Annotated in this window: 12 protein-coding genes; 7 read left to right on the plus strand and 5 right to left on the minus strand. The window is 35.7% G+C overall.

What is annotated here, in order from left to right; translation table 11 throughout:
- Positions 1 to 99: 99 nt before the first annotated feature.
- The 4 genes from uxuA to NJT12_RS10960 form a co-directional block, all read right to left on the minus strand.
- Complete coding sequence (gene uxuA, locus NJT12_RS10945) at positions 100 to 1,284, minus strand: mannonate dehydratase (RefSeq protein WP_271335941.1); 1,185 nt, start codon at positions 1,282 to 1,284, stop codon at positions 100 to 102.
- Between the two features lie 179 nt (positions 1,285 to 1,463).
- Complete coding sequence (locus NJT12_RS10950; RefSeq protein ID WP_271335942.1) at positions 1,464 to 2,276, minus strand: SDR family oxidoreductase; 813 nt, start codon at positions 2,274 to 2,276, stop codon at positions 1,464 to 1,466.
- 123 nt (positions 2,277 to 2,399) lie between these two features.
- Positions 2,400 to 3,062: a bifunctional 4-hydroxy-2-oxoglutarate aldolase/2-dehydro-3-deoxy-phosphogluconate aldolase gene (locus NJT12_RS10955; protein WP_271335943.1), complete on the minus strand. Its 663-nt coding sequence runs from the start codon at positions 3,060 to 3,062 to the stop codon at positions 2,400 to 2,402.
- A gap of 4 nt (positions 3,063 to 3,066) precedes the next feature.
- Positions 3,067 to 3,516, minus strand: coding sequence for a NanQ anomerase/TabA/YiaL family protein (locus tag NJT12_RS10960; protein WP_271335944.1), 450 nt, complete (start codon positions 3,514 to 3,516; stop codon positions 3,067 to 3,069).
- A 575-nt stretch (positions 3,517 to 4,091) separates the two neighbouring features.
- Here NJT12_RS10960 and NJT12_RS10965 point away from each other — a divergent pair.
- Positions 4,092 to 5,102 carry a LacI family DNA-binding transcriptional regulator gene (locus tag NJT12_RS10965; protein WP_271335968.1) on the plus strand — a complete coding sequence of 337 codons (1,011 nt, stop codon included), beginning with the start codon at positions 4,092 to 4,094 and terminating at the stop codon, positions 5,100 to 5,102.
- Between the two features lie 288 nt (positions 5,103 to 5,390).
- Here NJT12_RS10965 and NJT12_RS10970 read toward each other — a convergent pair whose 3' ends face one another.
- Positions 5,391 to 6,560 (minus strand): DUF4861 family protein, encoded by a 1,170-nt coding sequence (locus NJT12_RS10970; RefSeq protein WP_271335945.1) that lies wholly within the window; start codon positions 6,558 to 6,560, stop codon positions 5,391 to 5,393.
- Between the two features lie 93 nt (positions 6,561 to 6,653).
- On the opposite strand from NJT12_RS10970, the gene NJT12_RS10975 reads away from it, so the two are divergent.
- The 6 genes from NJT12_RS10975 to NJT12_RS11000 all read left to right on the plus strand — a co-directional run bounded on the left by NJT12_RS10975 (position 6,654) and on the right by NJT12_RS11000 (position 21,012).
- Positions 6,654 to 7,199 (plus strand): NUDIX hydrolase, encoded by a 546-nt coding sequence (locus NJT12_RS10975; protein ID WP_271335946.1) that lies wholly within the window; start codon positions 6,654 to 6,656, stop codon positions 7,197 to 7,199.
- Between the two features lie 79 nt (positions 7,200 to 7,278).
- Positions 7,279 to 7,911, plus strand: a complete 633-nt coding sequence (locus tag NJT12_RS10980) for an HAD family hydrolase (protein ID WP_271335947.1) — start codon at positions 7,279 to 7,281, stop codon at positions 7,909 to 7,911.
- A 557-nt stretch (positions 7,912 to 8,468) separates the two neighbouring features.
- Positions 8,469 to 11,399: a triple tyrosine motif-containing protein gene (locus NJT12_RS10985; protein WP_271335949.1), complete on the plus strand. Its 2,931-nt coding sequence runs from the start codon at positions 8,469 to 8,471 to the stop codon at positions 11,397 to 11,399.
- An 811-nt stretch (positions 11,400 to 12,210) separates the two neighbouring features.
- Entirely contained in the window at positions 12,211 to 16,173 is a 3,963-nt protein-coding gene (locus NJT12_RS10990) for a family 16 glycosylhydrolase (RefSeq protein ID WP_271335950.1), read from the plus strand.
- A 327-nt stretch (positions 16,174 to 16,500) separates the two neighbouring features.
- A complete protein-coding gene (locus tag NJT12_RS10995) occupies positions 16,501 to 19,173 on the plus strand; it encodes a beta-1,3-glucanase family protein (RefSeq protein WP_271335951.1) in 2,673 nt (890 codons plus the stop codon).
- Positions 19,174 to 19,374: 201 nt separating this feature from the next.
- Positions 19,375 to 21,012, plus strand: coding sequence for a glycosyl hydrolase family 18 protein (locus NJT12_RS11000; RefSeq protein ID WP_271335952.1), 1,638 nt, complete (start codon positions 19,375 to 19,377; stop codon positions 21,010 to 21,012).
- Positions 21,013 to 21,057 lie beyond the last annotated feature (45 nt).

Genomic DNA, 21,057 nt, shown 5'->3' on the forward strand with positions numbered 1-21,057 from the left:
TCAATTAAGCGCAATCATTCGTGAATTCGTGGCTAAAAACGTATCATCCGCGTCAAACAAAAACTTCGTGTCTTAGTGTCTTCATGGCAAAAAAAACTATTATAGCGATTTCTTAATTCCCATTTCAAGGCCTCTTAATTCAGCTAAACCTCTTAAACGGCCAATAGCTGAATATCCCGGATTGGTCTTTTTATTCAAATCATCCAGCATTTGGTGTCCGTGATCAGGGCGCATTGGCAAATGGCTGTTATTTCTTTTTTCGACTTCAATAATTGCTTTCACCACTTCGTACATGTCAACATCGCCTTCAAGGTGATTGGCTTCGTAAAAGCTTCCTTCTGCATCTCTTTCGGTACTTCTTAGGTGAATAAAGTTCATTTTATCACCGTGACGCCTTACGATTCCCGGTAAATCATTATCAGCTCTTACACCATAAGAACCAGTACACATTGTGAATCCGTTTGATTGTGATTCAGCGGCAGCCATTAGTTCAATTAAATCTTCTTCGGTACTTACAACTCTTGGCAAACCTAAAATAGGGTAGGGAGGATCGTCAGGATGAATCGCCATCAGAACTCCTTTACTCTCGGCAACGGGAATAATTTCTTTTAGAAAGAAGAATAGATTTTCCTTCAGTGCTTTTCTGTCAATATGATTGTAGCCGCTTAAAGTAATCAGGAATTCTTCTACAGAATACGCCTCTTCAGCACCTGGAAGTCCAGCCAGAATGTTTTGCTGTAATTTTACTTTATCAGCAGCTGTCATGGCTTCGAAATAGGTTTTTGCTTTCTGAATTTGTGTTTCAGAATATTCTTTTTCTGCTCCCGGTCTTTTTAAAATATACAATTCAAAAGCCGCAAAAGCATTAATATCAAAACGAAGGGCTTTTGTTCCGTCTGCTGTTTCATAAGCCAGATCAGTTCTGGACCAATCTAAGACCGGCATGAAATTATAACAAATGCATTTTATACCGCATAAAGCCAGATTCCGAATACTTTCTTTGTAGTTCTCAATATATTGAAGGTAATTTCCGGTTTGTTTCTTAATGTCTTCATGAACGGGAATACTTTCTACAACTAACCATGTTAAGCCTGATGCACCTTTTTTAGGATCGCCATTTTCATGTTCGATTTCAACTTTTCGTTTAATAATCTCTTGGATATCCCAAACTTGCCCGTTCGGAATGTGGTGTAATGCGGTTACAATTCCGGTTGCTCCGGTTTGCTTAATATCTTGTAAAGAAACCGGATCGTTTGGGCCGAACCATCTTAACGTTTGTTCCATTTTTATTTATTTTTTTATTTACCTGTAAGATTTTTATAACCCTACGGATATTATTATTAGTTAATGTTTAGGAGCTGTTTCCCGCTATCTGTTTCAAACGGAGTTTACTGAACTCCACTCAGCCTGATAATACAATATGAGCCATCAAAGAATCGAAATGTCTCTGTAAAATAGAATCTTTAAATACTTGTAGCGGCAAATCCTCCGTCTACTTTTAAGATAGTTCCTGTAACAAATTTTGACATGTCGCTGCATAAAAATAAAAGCGCTCCATCGATATCTTCCGGTGTTCCAAATCTTCCCATTGGCGTATGCTCGATGATTTTTTCGCCTCTTGGTGTAAGTTTTCCTTCCGGAGTCAGCAATAAAGCACGGTTTTGCTCTCCTATAAAAAATCCCGGAGAAATAGCATTTACACGAATTCCTTCGCCATATTTAGAAGCCAGTTCAACAGAGAGCCATTGTGTGAAATTATCAATTGCAGCTTTAGAAGCTGAATATCCCACAACTCTTGTTAAAGGCCGTTGTGCTGATGCTGATGATATGTTGATAATGTTTCCTGATTTTTGTTTGGCAAAAAGTTCCGCAAATACTTGCGATGGCAACATTGTACCTATAATATTCAAGTCGACTACTTTTTGTAAATCATCCACTTTCATATCATAAATTGCCTGATCCGGACTAATTGTCGCTCCAGGCATATTTCCGCCCGCGGCATTGATTAAAATATCCAGACGGCCGTATTTTTCTACGATAAAATCTTTTGCTTTTTCCAGTTCTTCTTTATTCAGGACATTTGCCTGAATCGCAAAAGCTTTTCCGCCATTTTTTTCTATTGTTTCGACCGTTTTATTGGCTTTTTCAATCGATTGAGAAACAATGCCAATAGTAACGCCTTGTTTTGCCAAAACGTTTGCAAAGTTGCTTCCTAATACACCTGCACCACCTGTAATGAGTGCAATTTTTCCTTTTAGATTAAATATTGAATCCATATTGAATTTTATGATTATTATAATTTTCTAACAGATAAAGAGATTATTTTAAATCTTAAAAAGATAAGATTGATATAAAAACAATGCTTGTATGTGCAGAATTTAAATTTTACTCAGAGTTAATTACTTTCTTATTGTCCCGACAATTTCCAGCATTTTTTTAGTTTCATTTTCGATTATGTCGTAATCCTGTTCATCCATGCGCTTTTTACTAATTAGTTTGCTTCCTAATCCAACAGCAGAAGCTCCGGCAGAAAACCAACTCTCAATGCTTGCATGCGTAGTTTCTACACCGCCGGTTGTCATAAAAACCAATGATGGGAAGATATCTTTTATACTGCTTAAAAATTCCGTGCCTAAAATATTTCCAGGAAAAAGCTTGACAAGTTTTATTCCGGTATTTTCGGCTGCGATGATTTCTGTAGGCGTCATGCAACCGGGAGCATACAGCACTTCTTTACTCTTTAAGAAATCAGCTACTTCAGGTACAAGACCCGGGCTGATAAAAAAGTCAGCTTCTGCGGCATGAAATTCCCTGGCCTGTTCCAGATTTTTAATAGTTCCGATGCCTAATAGCATGCCCGGAAGTTCAGTATTTCGGGCCTTAACCATTTTTTTGAAGTTGGATAAAGCTTCAGAACCTCTGTTGGTATATTCTACAGCTCTGATTCCTGCTTTGTAAAGCGTTTTTAAAACCTCAATACTAATGTTTTCGTCTGTGTTAAAATACAACGGAAGTATTCCTTGTTTTGCAATAACATCAATACTGTTTTGAATACTGCTCATAACTTTAGATTTTTACTTTAATAACAATTTTTTTGATTGTTCCTTCGCCTATCATGGCAGCATGAACATCATCGGGAAATAAAATGGCAAACTGTTTTTCCTGTAACTCAAAAAACATATCAGGTTTGTCGTAAAAAAAACGAACATCTCTTTTGTCGCTGTAATCCCCGTTGGGACTGATACATTTTTCTCTAGGTTTCCAGGCAAAAGTTTCCGGTCCTATTATCGAAATCTGAATGTCAATATTTTTATCATGACATTCAAAACCCTTTATGCTTTCTTCCTTAGTTGCGCCTTCGCCAACAATTACAATTACTTTTAATCCTTCTGCAATTTCAAAAGCTCCTTCTTCGAGAGTACTAATATCAGTTTGCTGAACATAATCAAATGCTTTTTTGAAATTAGGATGAAGGCTGAAATATTTTGCAGCGTTTTGTAATGAATCTACAATCATTTTATTTGGTTTTATGTTTTTATTCTTTTGTGTTTTTTATGCGCTAAAATTTGTTTTTATCTTATAAATCTGTCGGGATAATGATCCTCTGAAATTACTTTGTCTTCAATTAAAAATATTTAAGTATTACTTTATATAATGTATGTCAACTATCTGGTGTTTAAATATAATAAGGCATAATGTTAGTACGATTCAAAAATTAAATCATTTTCGTTTTTATAGTACTGAGAATGTTTGTTTTGTAATTTTATTTTACTTATATAATCTCTTTATATAAGTAGTTTCAACTCGCTGTTAAATAACTGTTTGATTTGTGTTTCTGTACTATTTATTGCTTTCTTGTTTTTATTTCAAATGCATATAAATCCCTCAAAAGCGAAAAACTAAATAATTTTTCTTTTAAGTTGTGATTTTTTAGCACACATGTGTATATTTGCGTGTACGCACACGGGCTTTTACAAATGTATATAAAAAGTTAGGTAAAACAACTTATATTTGATAAAAAAAATAATAATTTCGAGAGGTTTAAAGAATCATTTAACTTAAAAATAATCAATATCATAACGATAAAAAAAATTGCCGAACTTGCTAAGGTTTCTCCGGGAACAGTTGACAGAATTATCCATAATCGCGGGCAGGTTGCTCAGGAAAATGTAGATAAGGTAAATGCTATTATAGAAGAATACGGTTACAAACGAAATATCCTGGCAAGCAATCTTGCGTTGAACAAAAAGTTTCATTTTGCAGTATTTCTACCGCAATATGAAAATCTGGAATATTGGAAAAGTCAAATTGCAGGAATAGAAAAAGCCGCAATTGAATTTAGTAAATTTGGAGTTGTACTGGATTATTTCTTTTATGATTTTAATATTGTTTCGTTTAAGGAGTCTGTTCTCAAAGTATTAGAATTTGAATGCGACGGATTATTGTTTGCGCCTATTTTTTATGAAGAATCGGTTCGTTTTCTAAAGGAATATGAAAAGAAAAATATTCCGGTTGTCATGATCGATTCGAATATTTCTAATAATGATGAACATGCCTATGTTGGTCAGGATGCTTTTCAGAGTGGTTATCTGGCGGGAAGACTTATTAGTTTTGCGGTAAAGAATGAAAGGCAAATTTTGATTTTTAAAATTACCAGAGAAATAGAAAGTACTTCAGTCTATTTGCAGCGCATTGATGGGTTTTATTCGTTTTTTAAGGATCACGAAGAACTTCAAAATTTTAAATTCTCAGAAGTTACCATAAAAGATTCCGGAATCGATCAATTGAATCTGGAAATGTTTTCCGGAATAAATAGCGTTTTTGTTCCTAATTCGCGGGCATATATTGTCGCCAGATTTTTAGAACAAAATAACATAAAAGGCGTCCGGATTATTGGTTATGATTTATTAATAGAGAATATTGAATATCTTAATAAAGGTGTAATTGATTTCTTAATTAATCAACGACCGGAAGAGCAGGGGTATATGGGAATTAATCATTTGTATAAAAAATTGGTCTTGCAGGAAGCTGTAGACAATACACATTATATTCCGCTGGAAATTATTTTGAAAGAGAATTATTTTCCTGCGCGAAAATCTTAATAGTTGGCCTACGGATTTGACGGATTTGCGCGGATTTTTTATCATTATTATAATAGTAAACCCGACAGGTTTTTAAACCTGTCGGGTTTGTTTGTTTAGATTTACACGTAAAGTTTATCATTTCTAGGAACTAGAAATCGCACTAGAAATTCGACAAAGATTGATCCGTTTCTTTGTCAAATTTCTAGTGCGATCCTTCCTTTGTCAAGATGACAAGATGATTGAGTACAAAAAATAAAAACCAGCGAAAATCCGTTCAAATCCGTCTAATCCGCGGGTAATAAGAATCTATTTCTTCACCTTAACAATCAACGGACTATTTATCTTCTGAGCAAACGAACTTAAATAATTTTCCCATTCTTGTTTCGTTTGAAACGGGCTTCCTTTTTTCCATCCAAAACCAACATAGTAAAGTGCTTTATTATTTTTTACCTGAATATTTCCGTATAGATTACTCAAGTCTTTTTCGTTTGTAATGTGATTATCAAAACTCGTCAAAGTATTTTTTGGCGCCACGATTCCCATACCAATTTCCGAATCATCGATTGGTTCCCAATAGCTTAACCAGCCTTCTTTTATATTGGTTCCAATTGTTCCTTTTTTATCGTGAAGCGTTATTCCGGCGGCAATAGATTTTGTTCCTGTAATGTTGATTTCAAAACGGGAAAGATAACTTCCGTAGTCCAGACTGATAAGTTTTGATTCGGTTATTTTGTTTCCTTTTGCATCCCAATCGGCATAAGTCAGGATAAAACTCGTTCTGATAGGTCCTGTGGTGATGGTTTTCCAATTGGTAAAATTCTTAGAGAAATAGTATTTATCATCGACTTTTACGGCAATTCCACCCACACCACGGCTGTCGCCTACATGAAAATTATCTAAACCTTCACCGGTATCTTTATGGTAAGTTCCGGTTCCGTTAGTTGCTTTTTCGTACCATTTATTGATAATTGGGTATTCGACTCTTTTTAGCCAGGCATCGATTCCGCTCGTTAAAGTTCCTCCGGCAACCTTGTCTTCGACCATTTTTTGCGCTACAGGCCCGTAAGTTCTAAAGGCAACTTTATTATTTTCCCAGGCATAATCGTCCGTGCGTTCCGGAACAAATCTCGAATAACAACTAATTGTTGTTTCTTTTGATGGATTTTCGGTAACTAGAACCTGAAAATCTTTATTTGAGGATGCTTTTATTTTGGGCTGAAAGAGTAATACATCCATTGTTCCGTCGCCATCAATGTCTACAGTTTGTGTCGTTATAAATGCATTCGTTCCAATCTCTTTTATTGCATAATTTTCGAGTTTGACAGAAGCGGGTAATCCCAGCGATTTTTTAGATAATTCTATTGTTTCGAATTCACGATCTATAGGAAGAGAGTTCGTTACGGTAATGATTTTATTTTGTGAATGCATGGCAAAACTGCTGGCCAGGATTGCGGTAAGTAAAATATGTTTTTTCAAAATAATACTGTTTTAGTTTTGATTTCTATGACATTTATGAATTTTTAAATTTACAAATCAAATTTTAAACTGAAGTACATAAAAGGTATAAATATGTACAGAAATCTGAGAACGAATGTATTGTTGGTTATCTTTACAAGATCAATTCTAATAGCTCTCCAGATGAAACAAAGTGCCGGAATCCTTCTTTATAAATTCACAGATAAGACAATATTCTTTTTGCTGGTTCATCCTGGTGGTCCATTTTGGAAGAATAAAGATTTGGAAAGCTGGTCGATTCCTAAAGGAGAATTTACAAGTGATGAAGATCCGCTTGAAGGTGCAAAGAGAGAATTTCAGGAAGAAACCGGTTTTGAATTGGAAGTTGACTCAGAAGCTGATTTTATTGCGCTTCATCCTGTAAAACTCAAATCTGGCAAAACAATTTTTGCATGGGCATTAGAATTCGATATTGATGTGACGTTGGTAAAAAGTAATGAATTCGAAATGGAATGGCCGCCCAAGTCTGGAAAACTACAATCGTTTCCTGAAATTGACAAAGCCGAATGGTTTCAAACCGAAAACGCTTTGAAAAAGATAAATCCTGCACAGGCTGATTTTATTGTTCAGATAATTTCAAAAATCAGCTCTTCTCTGTAAAAGATGCATTGGCTTAAAGAATAATTTTGTAATTTACATTTCCGGTCAAAACGGATCATTAAAAATGTAAATAAAGAATATGGAAGTTAAGTGTATTATTTTCGATTGTGATGGAGTTCTTGTAGATACTGAAAAAATTGGTAACGGAATTTTACTTTCAATGGCAGCACAATATGGTTTTGAAATGAAATTAGAAGATGCCTATCGTGACTTTAACGGTAGAAATTTAAAAGAATGTTTTTCGCATATTGAAACCGCAATTGGCAAAAATCTTCCCGATAGTTTTGAGCGTGAGTATCGTGAAAAAAGTTTTGAAGCTTTCAAAACACAAGTTAAACCGATGGAGGGTATCGTTGAATTTCTGAATAAATTGAAAATCCCATATTGTGTTGCCTCGAGTGGTCCTGTCGATAAAATTCGTTTAAATCTTGAAGTAGCAGGTTTGTTGGATAAATTCGAGGATAAAATATTCAGTTCGTACCAAATTAAAAGCTGGAAACCGGAACCCGGGATTTTTCTTCATGCTGCAAAAGAAATGGGTTTTGAGGTTAAGGATTGTATTGTAATAGAAGACAGCAAAGCCGGAGTGATAGCCGGAATTCAAGGCGGATTCAAAGTCTATGGTTTTGCAAATGGATTCAATAACGAAGACTTAGAAAAAGAAGGAGCAGAGCTTTTTAGTAGTTATGAGGAGTTAGCTGAGATTATTTAGTTTTCAGTCTTTTTGTTTGTTATAATGAGAGATTTACGCAGTACGGGTAAACCCGACAGGTTTTAAAAACCTGTCGGGTTTGATATTTGTTCAGGTTAGGTTCAAAGATGATTTAGTCTCAAATTTTAGTTCGATATTTTAATATACCTAACAGGTTTTGCAAACTTGTTAGGATACGCGTAACAATTACCTAACAGTTTTTAAAAACCTGAGATTTGACATTTGTTTAAGGTTCATGCTAGCTTTGTCAAAGTTCAAAACTTTGACAAAGCTTTTGTCTTTTAATAAAATCAAATTGCTACATTATCTAATTATTTTTATACTCTTTTTCTCATTGTCAAAATCTCTAATTTTAATGTAATTTGTTACATTAAAATAAAATTTTATATATTTGATTGTAGCGATTCATTTTTTTTAATGCTTTTAATTATCAAATTATAATTTTAAAAGTATTGTTTAAATTGTTTCTCTATGCTTAGAAATGCCTTTTCCCAAAAGGGGCATTTTTAAGATTGTAGTTGTCAAAAGCTACAACTAACCTACAGACAGAAACAAAAATGACCAAATTTGCACTTAGAATTTTAGTTCTATTCATTTCCCTTTTGTATCCAATTGTTAATGCCCAAATTAAAAAAATTGGAGTTCCGTTTATCAGCAATTATAATTCAAAAACGTATAAAGCCGCTTCAGAGAATTGGGATCTTTTGCAAGATTCTAAAGGCATGATGTTTTTTGCCAATCATTTTGGAATTATGCAATTTGACGGTGTGAGATGGGGTATTGTCGCCCAGCCGGAGAATAGAAGCATGGTTCGTTCTCTGGCGATTGATAAAAACGATAAAATGTATGTAGGTGCTCAGGGTGAAGTAGGCTATACAGTTCAATTACCAAACGGACAATACAAATATACTTCTCTGGTAAGATTACTGCCGGATTCAGCTAGAAATTTTGGAGATGTTCTGCATACCGTTATTCGTAATAATGAAGTTGTTTTTTTTTCTAATGAAGAGCTATTTATTTATAAAAATAATAAAATTAATGTAATACGGTCCGAAGCAAAGTTTGATGATTTTTTTGAGGTCAACAAAGAGATTTATGTTTCAGATAATGCAAAAGGTTTGCTGAAATTAGAAAATGATGCTTTAGTTGAAATTCCAAACAGTAAAGAATTTATCGGAATGAAGATTAGAAAAATCTTTGAAACCAAAGATGGTTTGATCCTATTGACGCAAAAGCAAGGTTTGTTTGTATGTAAAAACAATCAGTTAAAACCTTTTGTAACCGAAGCTGATCATTTATTGAAACAGAATCAGATCTCAACGGGAGTTTTGCTTTCCGGTGGATATTTCGCAATAGGAACACGTCAAACGGGGTTGATAGTTATTGATAGTAAAGGAAATTTAATTCAGCATATTAATAAACAGGCAGGATTACAAAACGATTATGTGACTAATCTTAAGACTGATAGAGAAGGTAATTTGTGGGTTACACTTAAAGAAGGGATTTCGATGGTTCAGATTGCTTCTCCTTTATCAAAAATATTGGATGCATCAAATTCTGAAAGCAAAATATATTGTAGTCAGATTTATCAAAATAAATTATATATCGCTACAGATAATGGTGTTTTTTGGCTGGATTGGAATGCCTACAAAAATGGTCAGCATCACAATGTAAACTTTCAACATATATCGGGAATGTCTGAAAACGTTTGGAATATTGGTGTTTTTGGCAATTCTCTATTGGCTTTCGAGAAAAACGGAGTCTTCGAAATCTCGGGTAATTCGGCAAAATTATTAGCCAAAACTGATGGCGCATGGCAAGGGGTAGTTATTGCGAATCATCCTGATTTGTTGCTTGTTGGCGGTTATAACGGATTATATTTATTAAAACAGATTAATAATTCCTGGGTTTATCAGCATAAGATAAAAGGTTTTGAGGAAAGCAGCAGGGTAATTGTCACTGATAAAGACGAGAACATTTGGATTGCACATGGGTATAAAGGAATCTTCAAAATGAGACTGAATAAAACATTTGATACCGTTTTGAATCTTCAATTTTACAATGATAAAAATGGTTTTCCGTCGAGTTTGTTTTTGAATAATTTCAAGATCAATAACCAGATTCTTTTTGGAACCACGAAAGGTATTTACAAACAAGATGCTCATTCGAAGAAAATGGTTCCTGATGTTAGTTTCAAAAAATATCTTGGACAGGAAAGCCATATTCGTTTGCTTAAAGAAGATCATCAAAACAATATCTGGTACATTTCAGGGGAGAATACCGGAAAAATGAGCCAGAAACCGGGGGGAAGTTTTACTAAAGAAGAATTGCCTTTTCGAAAGCTGCGGTATTTATATATTCCGGGTTTCGAAAATATTCAGACTACCGCAAACGGAGATGTGTTTTTTGGAACACAAGAGGGTTTGATTCATTATAATTCTACTAAAAACAAGAAATATGAATCGAAGTATAAAGCAGTTATTTCTGAGGTTAAATGTATTTTTCCTAAAGATAGTTTATTGTTTTCAAGCCGATACGATGTACTTTCAACGAAAACGGAACAGGCCAATAATACACTTTCACCAGTTTTGTCCTATTCGAATAATGCTTTGCACTTTTCGTTTGCATCACTTTGTTATGATCAGCCTGATGCTACAAAATATGAATATTGGCTTGAAGGTTTTGAACCTAAATGGTCTGATTGGAATCTTCAGACTGAAAAAGAATATACCAATTTGCCGGAGAACCAATATGTTTTTCATGTAAGGGCAAAGAATATTTATGATGTCGTTAGCGAGCAGGCTACTTTTAAATTTGAAATTCTGCCGCCCTGGTACAGAACAACCTGGGCTTATATCTTGTATTTGATCCTTTTTGGCGTTTTAATTTATACGATTATTAAATACCAAAAGAATGTTGCAGAACGTGATCGCGAACAATTGATTCTGAATCAGGAAAAGGAATTGCTTAGAAATCGAGCCGAATTAAACGAGCAAAAATTGGCTTTGGAACAAGAAAATATGGCCATTATGAAGGAAAATCTGGAAACAACTATTAATGCTAAAAATGCCAAAGTTGCTTCGAATACCGTAAATCTGATTCATTTAAATGAAATTCTGCTTTCTATAAAAGATCTTATTGGTCAGATTGATAAGAAAAATGATTTCAATACTAATTTTGGTTTACTCAAGAAAATTAACAGGATCATTGATCATGAATTACAAGGAGATCAGCACTGGAACGAGTTTGAGGAGATTTTTAATCAGCTTCATGATAATTTTATGCAACGTCTAAAAACGAGTTTTCCTGAACTGACTCCGCGCGATATGCGATTGTGTGCTTATTTGCGAATGAACTTTAATACCAAAGAAATTGCACCGCTTTTAGGGATTTCTGTTCGTGGCGTAGAAGATACGAGGTATCGTATTCGCAAAAAATTACAGCTTTCATCTGAGGCAAATATTACAGCGTTTATTTTGAATTTTTAAAGTATAATTTTTTAACCAAATAGAAACATTGGCTATTTTGAAATTGAAAAAAGAGAATAAAAAGAAACTAGTTCTCACACATAGCTAGTGGCTTAAATTTTTTCACGCAGATTTTAAAAAGATTTAAGCAGATACACACAGATAATTATCAAATTTAAATCTGCCAAATCTGCGAGAAATATTTTTTTAATTTTTATTCTGATGGTTATTGGATTTGTTTAAATTTTTTCAGGCAGATATATGCTCATTTTTGTCATCCTGACGAAGGAAGGATCACACGAGTAGCTCTGCTTAATAATCTTTCAAATCTTTGTTGCGTTTATAGTGCGATTTCTCCCTTTGGTCGAAATGACAGACTAAGCTTAAAAATGATGAAAATCTGCTCAATTGGAAGAATGAAATAATCAAAAGCTCCAGCGGAGCGATATATAGATAAATTATCAAATCGATAAATATGTCGCCCCTATGAGGCTCTTTGAAAAATGGATATTTAAATTCCTATAAACATATCGTCCAGCTGGGATTTCTCTAACATAACATGTTATTTGGAAATTTGTAGACTTTAGATACTGAAAACGATCTAATAATTCAGTTTTTCTATCATCAGTAAAATCCTAAGTAGTTTTGCGCTTTTTGACCGCTAAATAGTACATTTTTTTACAAACACCGTAGTCAAACCGTATTCAAAAATGTAAGTCTTGCCTGATTTATTTGTTAATATTGTTCCTTTATTACTAAAATAACAATCTATTTTTACAAAGTTGATTTTTATTGCACTAATAATCTCTACTAACAAATAACCTAAAAACAAATGAAACAAAAAGACTCTTTTTTCGGCCGACCACCGAGAAGTAATTACAATGTATTAAAAAAGTGTTTAATGGTATTAGTGGTGGCATTATCCCCACTTCTAAAAGTACACTCGCAATGCAGCACCTTAATTTGGTCAGATGAATTCAACGGTACAACCGTCGACGCAACCAAATGGCAAAGTATTTCAGGAAACGGCTGTCCGTCACTCTGCGGATTTGGAAATGCAGAAGCGCAACGTTACGATCCCACTCAGGCAACAATTGTCAAGGAAGGAACAAACAGTTATTTGAACATTGAGGCAAAATACGCACCCAATGCTTCGTTTCCCTCACAGCCGTATTCTTCTGCAAAACTAACTACAGAAGGCAAGTATGCTTTAAAATACGGAAGAATCGAAGCCCGTATGAAATTATCTAATGGAATGGGCGCATGGCCGGCCTTCTGGATGTTACCAGCCGGGACTTCAAACTGGCCTTTTACAGGCGAAATTGATATTATGGAAGCCAAACACAGAAACCCAAAATCTGTAGATGGAACAATTCATTATGATGCGGGAGGATATCATTATACAGGAAGAAGTTATAGTTCTCCAACTGATTTGTCTGGTGAATTTCATGTGTATGCCGTAGAATGGGGACCAAATATCATTAAATGGTTTATTGATGGCAATTTATTTCATACCGCAACACCACAGACAACTGTAAATGGCGGATGGCCTTTTAATGACCAACAGTTTTATATTATTTTAAATCTTGCCGTTGGTAGTGGCGGAACGCCTTATACAAGTGTAAATGGAGCAGGGGTAGAACCAATTCCAGCTGACTTTCCTGCAAAATTACAAGTAGATTATGTTCGCGTTTACAGCGGTAGTTTTACTTATGGAGTATTAGGAAATGCAAAAGTATACCAAAACCAAACTGGTAAAACGTATTCTATCAATACAATTGCCGGAGCTACGTATAACTGGACAGTTCCTGCCGGAGCCACAATTACTTCAGGACAGGGAACAAACACTATTACGGTAAATTGGGGAACTACAGGAGGAGATGTTTCGGTAGCGACAACAGTTTCTGGATGTGCCGGTAATACCTATAAACTTGCGGTAATTACAGAAGTGCCTTTACCGGTAGAAAGAATCTACGAAGATTTTCAATCCAATAGAAATGTGGTGTACGGACTTAAAACAGGAGTCTTGACAGAAGCCGTTGCAAATCCATCAGCTACGGGAATCAATACATCTGCTTTGGTAGGGAAATATGTTCGTAACGCCTCTGAATTGTATGATGTTCTGAATATCAAAAATGTAGTAATTAGCAATGCCAATGATTACGTTTATGGCAGAAAAAAACTTTCTTTTGATATCTATACTTCGGCGCCGGTTGGTACAAAAATCTCGATGCAACTCGAGAATAGTCTGGTAACTACAGCAACTAATTTCCCTTCAGGAAGACATAGCGGTTACAAAGCCACGACAACGGTTCAGAACAAATGGGAAACGATTGAATTTGAATTCGAAAAAGTAATAGATGCCAATACAAGTGCATTGTCAATCAATAATGTAGTATTTCTTTTTGAATCCAATTCAAATACCGGCACTACCTATTATTTTGATAATCTGCTTACAAAAGCCGCTCCTGAAAAAGCAATTATTGCGACAGATGTTCTTCAGAATTATGATGGTATCAATAAAATTATCAAAGGAACAACAACCGGTGTATATTCTGTTGTAGCGAATCCTGGAGCAAATTCGGTAAACTCGTCTGCAAATGTGGCGAAGTATGTTCGTAATGTTACAGAACAATATGATGTACTTTTCTTTAATACACAAGGCAATATCGAAGACGCAGGTTTACTGAAAAATCAGACCAATAAAATCATGATTGATCTTTATACTACAGCGCCAATTGGTACGGTTGTAAGTCTGAATTTAGAGAATAGTGCAACATCGCTTCCGGCTAATTTCCCCACAGGAAGAAATAGTAATTATGTTGCTATCACAACCAAACAGAATCAGTGGGAAACCCTGACTTTCTATTACAATTCAAGTCCTGATGAAGGAACATCTAATCTTGCGGTAAACCAAATGGTGATCTTAGCCAATTCAGGTTCATACACAAACGATACCTATTATTTTGATAATATCAGAATTGGTTCAACCAAATTACCGGATACTTTCACGCCCGGAGTAGTTTACGAAGATTATCAAACCATTCATAATATCACATTCAGAGATGCCATTGGAACTTATACAGCAAATACGCCAAATCCAAGTGCGAGCGGAATTAATACATCTTCGAACGTTGGAAAATATGTTAGAAAAGCGACAGAGTTGTATGATAATTTTTCATTCAATACAACTTTAAGCAATATTGGAGATTTTAAAAGCGGAACGAAAAAATTCGCTATGGATGTTTACACCTCTGCTCCTGTGGGATCTGTAATTTCATGGCAGGCAGAAAGCAGTGCTTCGGTTCCTTCAAATTATCCAGTGGGGAGACATAGTATTTATCAGGGAGTTGTAAAACAAAGCAATACGTGGCATACGATTACTTTTACTTATGCAAGTGCACCTGATGCTTCAACATTAGATACTGAAGTCAACCGTTTTGTGTTCTTGTTTGAACCGGGAACCAATTCAGGAAACACGTATTATTTTGATAATATCAGAGCGATAAATTTAGTTTCTACAGAAAATCCTCCTGCTACTTTACCGGCGCCGTGGGTTAGTAATGATTTAGGTGCTGTAACGCCAGCGGGAGCAGCAACTCATGCTAGCGGAACTTTCACCATTAAAGGATCAGGAACAGATATCTGGGAATCAAGTGATCAATTCCAATTTGTGAACCAACCTATTACGGGTGATGCTGAAATTATTGCCAAAGTAAATTCATTAACGAATACAAACACTTATGCTAAAGCCGGAGTAATGTTCCGTGAAACCCTTACACCAACTTCTAAACATGCGATGACTGATATTACGGCCGCAGCTGGGGTAGAATTTCTATCCAGAGATGCGATTTCAGGAATCACAACGGCTCAGAGCGCTACAGGAACAACGCCAAAATGGCTTCGTGTAACAAGAGCAGGAAATGTATTTACGTCTTATTCATCAGATAACGGAACAACCTGGACACCAATTGGTACACCAAGAACAATTGCTATGGCAAGTACTATTTATGTGGGAATGGCGGTAACGTCTCATGCAAACGGAACTTTGGCAACGGGAGTTTTCAGCGATGTTATTGTTCGCAATATTACACCTCCAACGAGCAATGTCAATTTAGCTTTAGCAAAACCAACTGTAGCTTCTACAGAGGAGAATGCTACTTTTTCTTCGGCGAAAGCCACAGACGGAGATGCCGGAACAAGATGGGCAAGTGGTTTTGTAAATGCCAGCGAATGGATTTATGTTGATTTAGGAAGTAACTACAATATCAATCGTGTGGTGCTGAAATGGGAAGCTGCTTTTGCAACCCAATACAAAGTACAAATTTCATCTGATTTGAATTTTACCGAAAGCAAAACCGTAAATACACAAACGGCAAGCGACGGAGGAACAGATGATTTGACTCTAAGCGGAACAGGAAGATACATTAGAATTTTATGTACAGCAAAAGCTTTGGCTCCATACGGATATTCTTTATTCGAGATCGAAGCTTACGGATCTGCTTCTACAGCCAAAATGGCTGCGGTTGCTACCGAGGAAACAGAAGCAACAACTACTGCTTTTGCGATGTATCCTAATCCGGCAAACAACTATGTTCAATTGGCAATACCTGAACAATTAGACAATAAAGTCGTAACCATTTATGATGATTCAGGAACATTGAAAATAGAGAAAAAACTGAATTCTGATACTAAAGGAGAATTTATAGATGTGAGTAAACTTAGAAAAGGAATTTACATCCTAAACTTTAAATCAGATCAAAAAAGCTGGTCTAAAAAATTGATTAAGCAATAAACTAAAATTTCCGGTTGGGTGTAATGATCCTTAATAGTTACACCCAACTTTTTATAAAGTAACCCGTTAGGTATAATTCTTTTTAGCACATAGAAACATAAATTTTGTTTACTAAAAAAAGTATTTCATTTTATAAAAAAAATGCATCAGTATCTATGCAAAAGAAATGTTTTTCCTGTTTGTATACTTTTTTTGATCCATAGAATCTATGTTTCTATGTGTTTAAATATATTTTCTTAATTATACGCTACGAGTTATCACTTAATATTTTCTCATTTCTTACTAATGAATTAAAAACAAGTTTATTAACCCAAACAATTTTAAACAATGAGAAACTTTAAATTACAAAAAAGATTTTTTACTGCACTGCTTCTGGCATTGCTCAGCCACTTTATGTATGGGCAGGGACCTATACCATTTACCATTAGCAATACTTCAACATTTAATGATAACGAATTGTATGTCGCCATAGTGGGGATTGATTACAATACTGGAAACCACGTTTGGGTAAATGCCAAAACAAGTCAGGTTTTGCCAATGAGTGCTTCTTATAATACAGTTACAGGACCTACAATTGGGGGAAATACCGGACCGGGACAAAACTCAAAATATGCCAATTGTTTTACTAAATTAAGCGAAATTCCCAACAAGACTTTTACGCTGCCGCAAATTGCAGGCTGTAGGGTTTTTATTGCCAAAGGGCAGCAATTGTATTTCTACTTTTTTGGTGCAAGCGGCGCACCTTCTGGATATACATCACCAAATCCGCTCAATGCAACAGATCCAAATCAGGGAATTTTATATGAAATAATCGAATTGACGAACAATCAATACGGTTTTTTTGGAAATCCTTCGAGAGTCGATTCGTATAAATACCCAATGGGATTAGAATTATTTGGAGCGAATGGCTACCAGAAACGTGTGGGGGAATTAAAAAAACACGCAGATATTGTGGCGGCTTTCAAAGCCAATGTTCCAGCGGAATTTCAGGGTTGTGTAAATGATGCAACAGGAGAAATTACGGCACCATCAAAAACTCCTGCTTTTGCAGATGGTAGTGGCGGAACGAGCGTTGGAGCTCAGGCCAATTATCTAAAATCTTATATTGATGCCATTTGGAACAAATATAAAAATGAAGATTTAATATTTTATGCCGGAGACGCAGGTGTTTTCAAAGGAAGGGTTATTGGAGAACAATTGGAAATGGTAGGACAATCAGGTGGTTTTGTTGGTCGTACAGGAAGAGTTCAAAATAGACCTTCGACTCAGGAAGCGCTTGAAGGAAAAGGTGTTCTGGACAGAAGATTGGTCGATGGAGATTTAGATCTTGTAATTCAGGCACAATTAACAGCTGCCATTAACCGTCATGTTGTTAATACGGCAACTCCAAATCCGGGACAACAAAACTGGTACGATGCATCGAAATTTTATCAGGTGAATCCAACCAATCATTATTCTAAATTCTGGCATTTACCGGGAATAAGTGTTGATAATCTCGCCTACGGATTTGCTTATGATGATGTGGCAGATCAGTCGCCGTCGCTTCATACAACGCAACCTACTAAAGTAATTGCGACTTATGGAGGATACGCAGGTTCAGTACCATCAGTTCCTGCTACGACAGACGTTATTACGGTTTATAAAGATTGTAATTATACCGGATTTTCAGGCGGATTGACTATTGGAGACTATAATCTGGCGCGTTTAAATTCTTTGGGAGTTTTAAATGATGATATTTCTTCACTTAAAGTCACTCAGGGATTTCAGGCGATTTTGTATCAGGATGATAATTTTACAGGAGCTTCAACCGTAATTAATTCTGATAATGCTTGTTTGAATACCACCTGGAATGATAAAGTAACTTCTGTTCGTATAATCGCAAACGGAACGGCTACTTTAGGGAATCAGACTTTTTATCTTCAAAACAGAAACAGTAATCTGTACATGGATGTCTGGAACGCTAATTTATCGAATGGTGCGGCTATTAATCAGGGCGCTCTGAATTCAGGCAACAATCAGAAATTTACCTTCACACATTTAGGCGATGGTTTGTATAAAATTATAGCCAATCATAGCGGACAATCTTTAGATGTAAATAATTTTAATAAAGCCAATGGTGCGCGTGTCGAGCAATATCCGTACAATGCAACCACCAACCAACAATTTGTATTGGTTGCTACAGGCGATGGATTTTATAAAATTGTCGCCAGACACAGCGGTAGAATTGTTGAGGTTGCAGCAGCAAGTACAGCTTCCGGAGCTGTTGTACAACAATGGGACAACAACAATCAAACTTGTGGACAATGGAAACTGGTTCCGGCTACAAGTTCGCAGACTTCGGTTTTAATTCAGGCAGAAGATTATTCTTCCATGAGCGGTATTCAGGTGGAAGCTACAACAGATACAGGAGGCGGTTCTAACGTAGCCTATACTGATACAGGCGATTGGCTGGCGTATAATAATATCAATTTCCCATCAACAGGTTCTTACTTAATAGAATATCGTGTAGCAAGTGCTGTCACAGGCGGTAAATTATCATCTGATTTAAACGGAGGAACTATTGTTTTAGGTAGTGTTGATATTCCAAATACCGGAGGATGGCAAAACTGGCAAACAGTATCTCAAACAGTAAACGTAAATGCAGGAACGTACAACTTTGGAATTTACATTCAGAATACCGGAATGAACATCAACTGGATAAAAATCACAAAAGCGGGTGCTGGTTTAACAGCTAAAATGGCTTCAGCTCCTTTAGCCGAAGAAGAAACAACTGCTACGGCTTTAACTATATATCCAAGTCCGGTAGAAAATACACTTTACATCACAACTGATGTATCGGGAGGAAATGTAAGCATTGTAGATTCTCAGACTGGTACTGTATTTTCAGGGAAAAAAGTAAATAATAACAGTTTAGATGTTTCGTATTTGAGACGAGGTGTTTATTTGATAGTTTTTGAAAAAAACGGTCAAAAAACAGTGAAACGTTTTATCAAGAAATAGTTTTAAATGAAGTAAAAGACTCAGGATGGTAAATTCCAAATTTCGAACTCTAAATTCCAATTATGACTTTACTTGTTGAAGTTACAAATCTGAAGTTTTAAAAAATTAGAATTTGGAATTTAAAAAAATTGGAATTTATCATCTTGAGTCTTTTCTTTTTCCAATTAATTACAATTTTTATTAACTTTTAAACGAAAACCTATGAAAGACAATTACAAAACAATGCCACTAAAGTGGATGATCATTTTAGTATTGGGAATTTTCAATTTGTCAATGGCCCAGAAGAAAGTGATTGCTTATATTCCCAATTGGGTAGATCTCAATGCATTTTCGAGTAGTGTTCAGTACAGCAAATTAACCCATATAAATATTGCTTTCGAAAATCCTGATGCAAACGGATATCTGTCTTTTAATTCCGGATCTAATACGATTATCAATGCGGCACATTCACAGAACGTAAAAGTTTTTGTTTCTCTTGGTGGAGGATCAGTTTCTGAAGGAGGAGCAATTCGTGACAATTATTTCAATCTGATTAAAAGCGCCAACAGAACGGCTTTTATCCAAAAAATATACGATTACGTAGTTGCCCATAATTTTGATGGTGTCGACATGGATCTCGAAGGACCTGCAATTAATAGTGATTACGGAGCATTTGTGATAGCACTTGCAGCCAAATTACACGCGAATGGAAAACAAATTACAGCAGCACTTTCAGAAGGATATGGTGGTGCAAATGTACCGTCTTCTACTTTTGCTGCTTTCGACTGGATTAATATTATGGCATATGATGCAACAGGTCCCTGGGCTCCCGGAAGTCCGGGACAACATTCCCCATATAGTATGGCCGTAAATCAGTTTAATTACTGGACCGGAAGAGGATTGCCGGCAAATAAAGCAATCATTGGACTTCCGTTTTACGGATATGGTTTTGGAGCTTCTGCCAATCAGGGAATTTCTTATGCTAATATCGTAGCGCAATATCCGGGAGCAGAAAATCTGGATCAGGTAGGAAACACGATTTATTATAACGGGATTCCAACGATCAAACAAAAAACAACTTTTGCAATTCAGAACGCAGGAGGAGTTATGATTTGGGAATTATCACAAGATGCTGTTGGCGCTAAATCATTATTAACAGCCGTAAACCAGGTAATTACAGGAAGTCAGCCGCCAACAGGTACGGGAACTTTAATACAAGCAGAAAACTATTCTTCGATGAGTGGTATTCAAAGTGAACCAACAACAGATACTGGTGGAGGATTAAATGTAGGTTACGCAGATACAGGTGACTGGATGGCATATTCAAATGTCAATTTTCCGACTTCAGGTTCTTATGTAATCGAATATAGAGTGGCAAGTGCCGTAAATGGTGCCAGAATCTCATCAGATCTAAATGCAGGAACGATTCAGTTAGGTACTGTAAATATTCCGAATACGGGAGGTTGGCAAAATTGGCAAACGGTATCTCAAACCGTAAATGTAAATGCGGGAACGTATAATTTTGGAATATTTATACAAAGTTCAGGAGTTAATATCAACTGGTTCCGAATCACAAAATCAGGAACAGCTTTGGCAGCAAAGTCAGCTTCTCCAGAATTATCAGCTGAAGGAATTGCAAATTTGAATGTTTATCCAAACCCAACACAAGAAGCACTTTTCTTTAGTATAGAAGTCTCCGGAGCAAACGTAAACATTATTAATTCTGAAGGAGGCGCTACGGTTTCATCACAAACGGTGAATAATAATAGTGTGGATGTTTCGGGTTTAAAAAGCGGAATTTACTTGGTTTTAGTAGAGAAAGACGGAATTAAAACCGTGAGACGTTTTATTAAAAAATAGTTTGAGTATAATTTAACCGCAAGGTTCGTAAAGTTTTTTATACTA

The sequence above is a fragment of the Flavobacterium azizsancarii genome (assembly GCF_027980145.1).
GTDB lineage: Bacteria > Bacteroidota > Bacteroidia > Flavobacteriales > Flavobacteriaceae > Flavobacterium > Flavobacterium azizsancarii.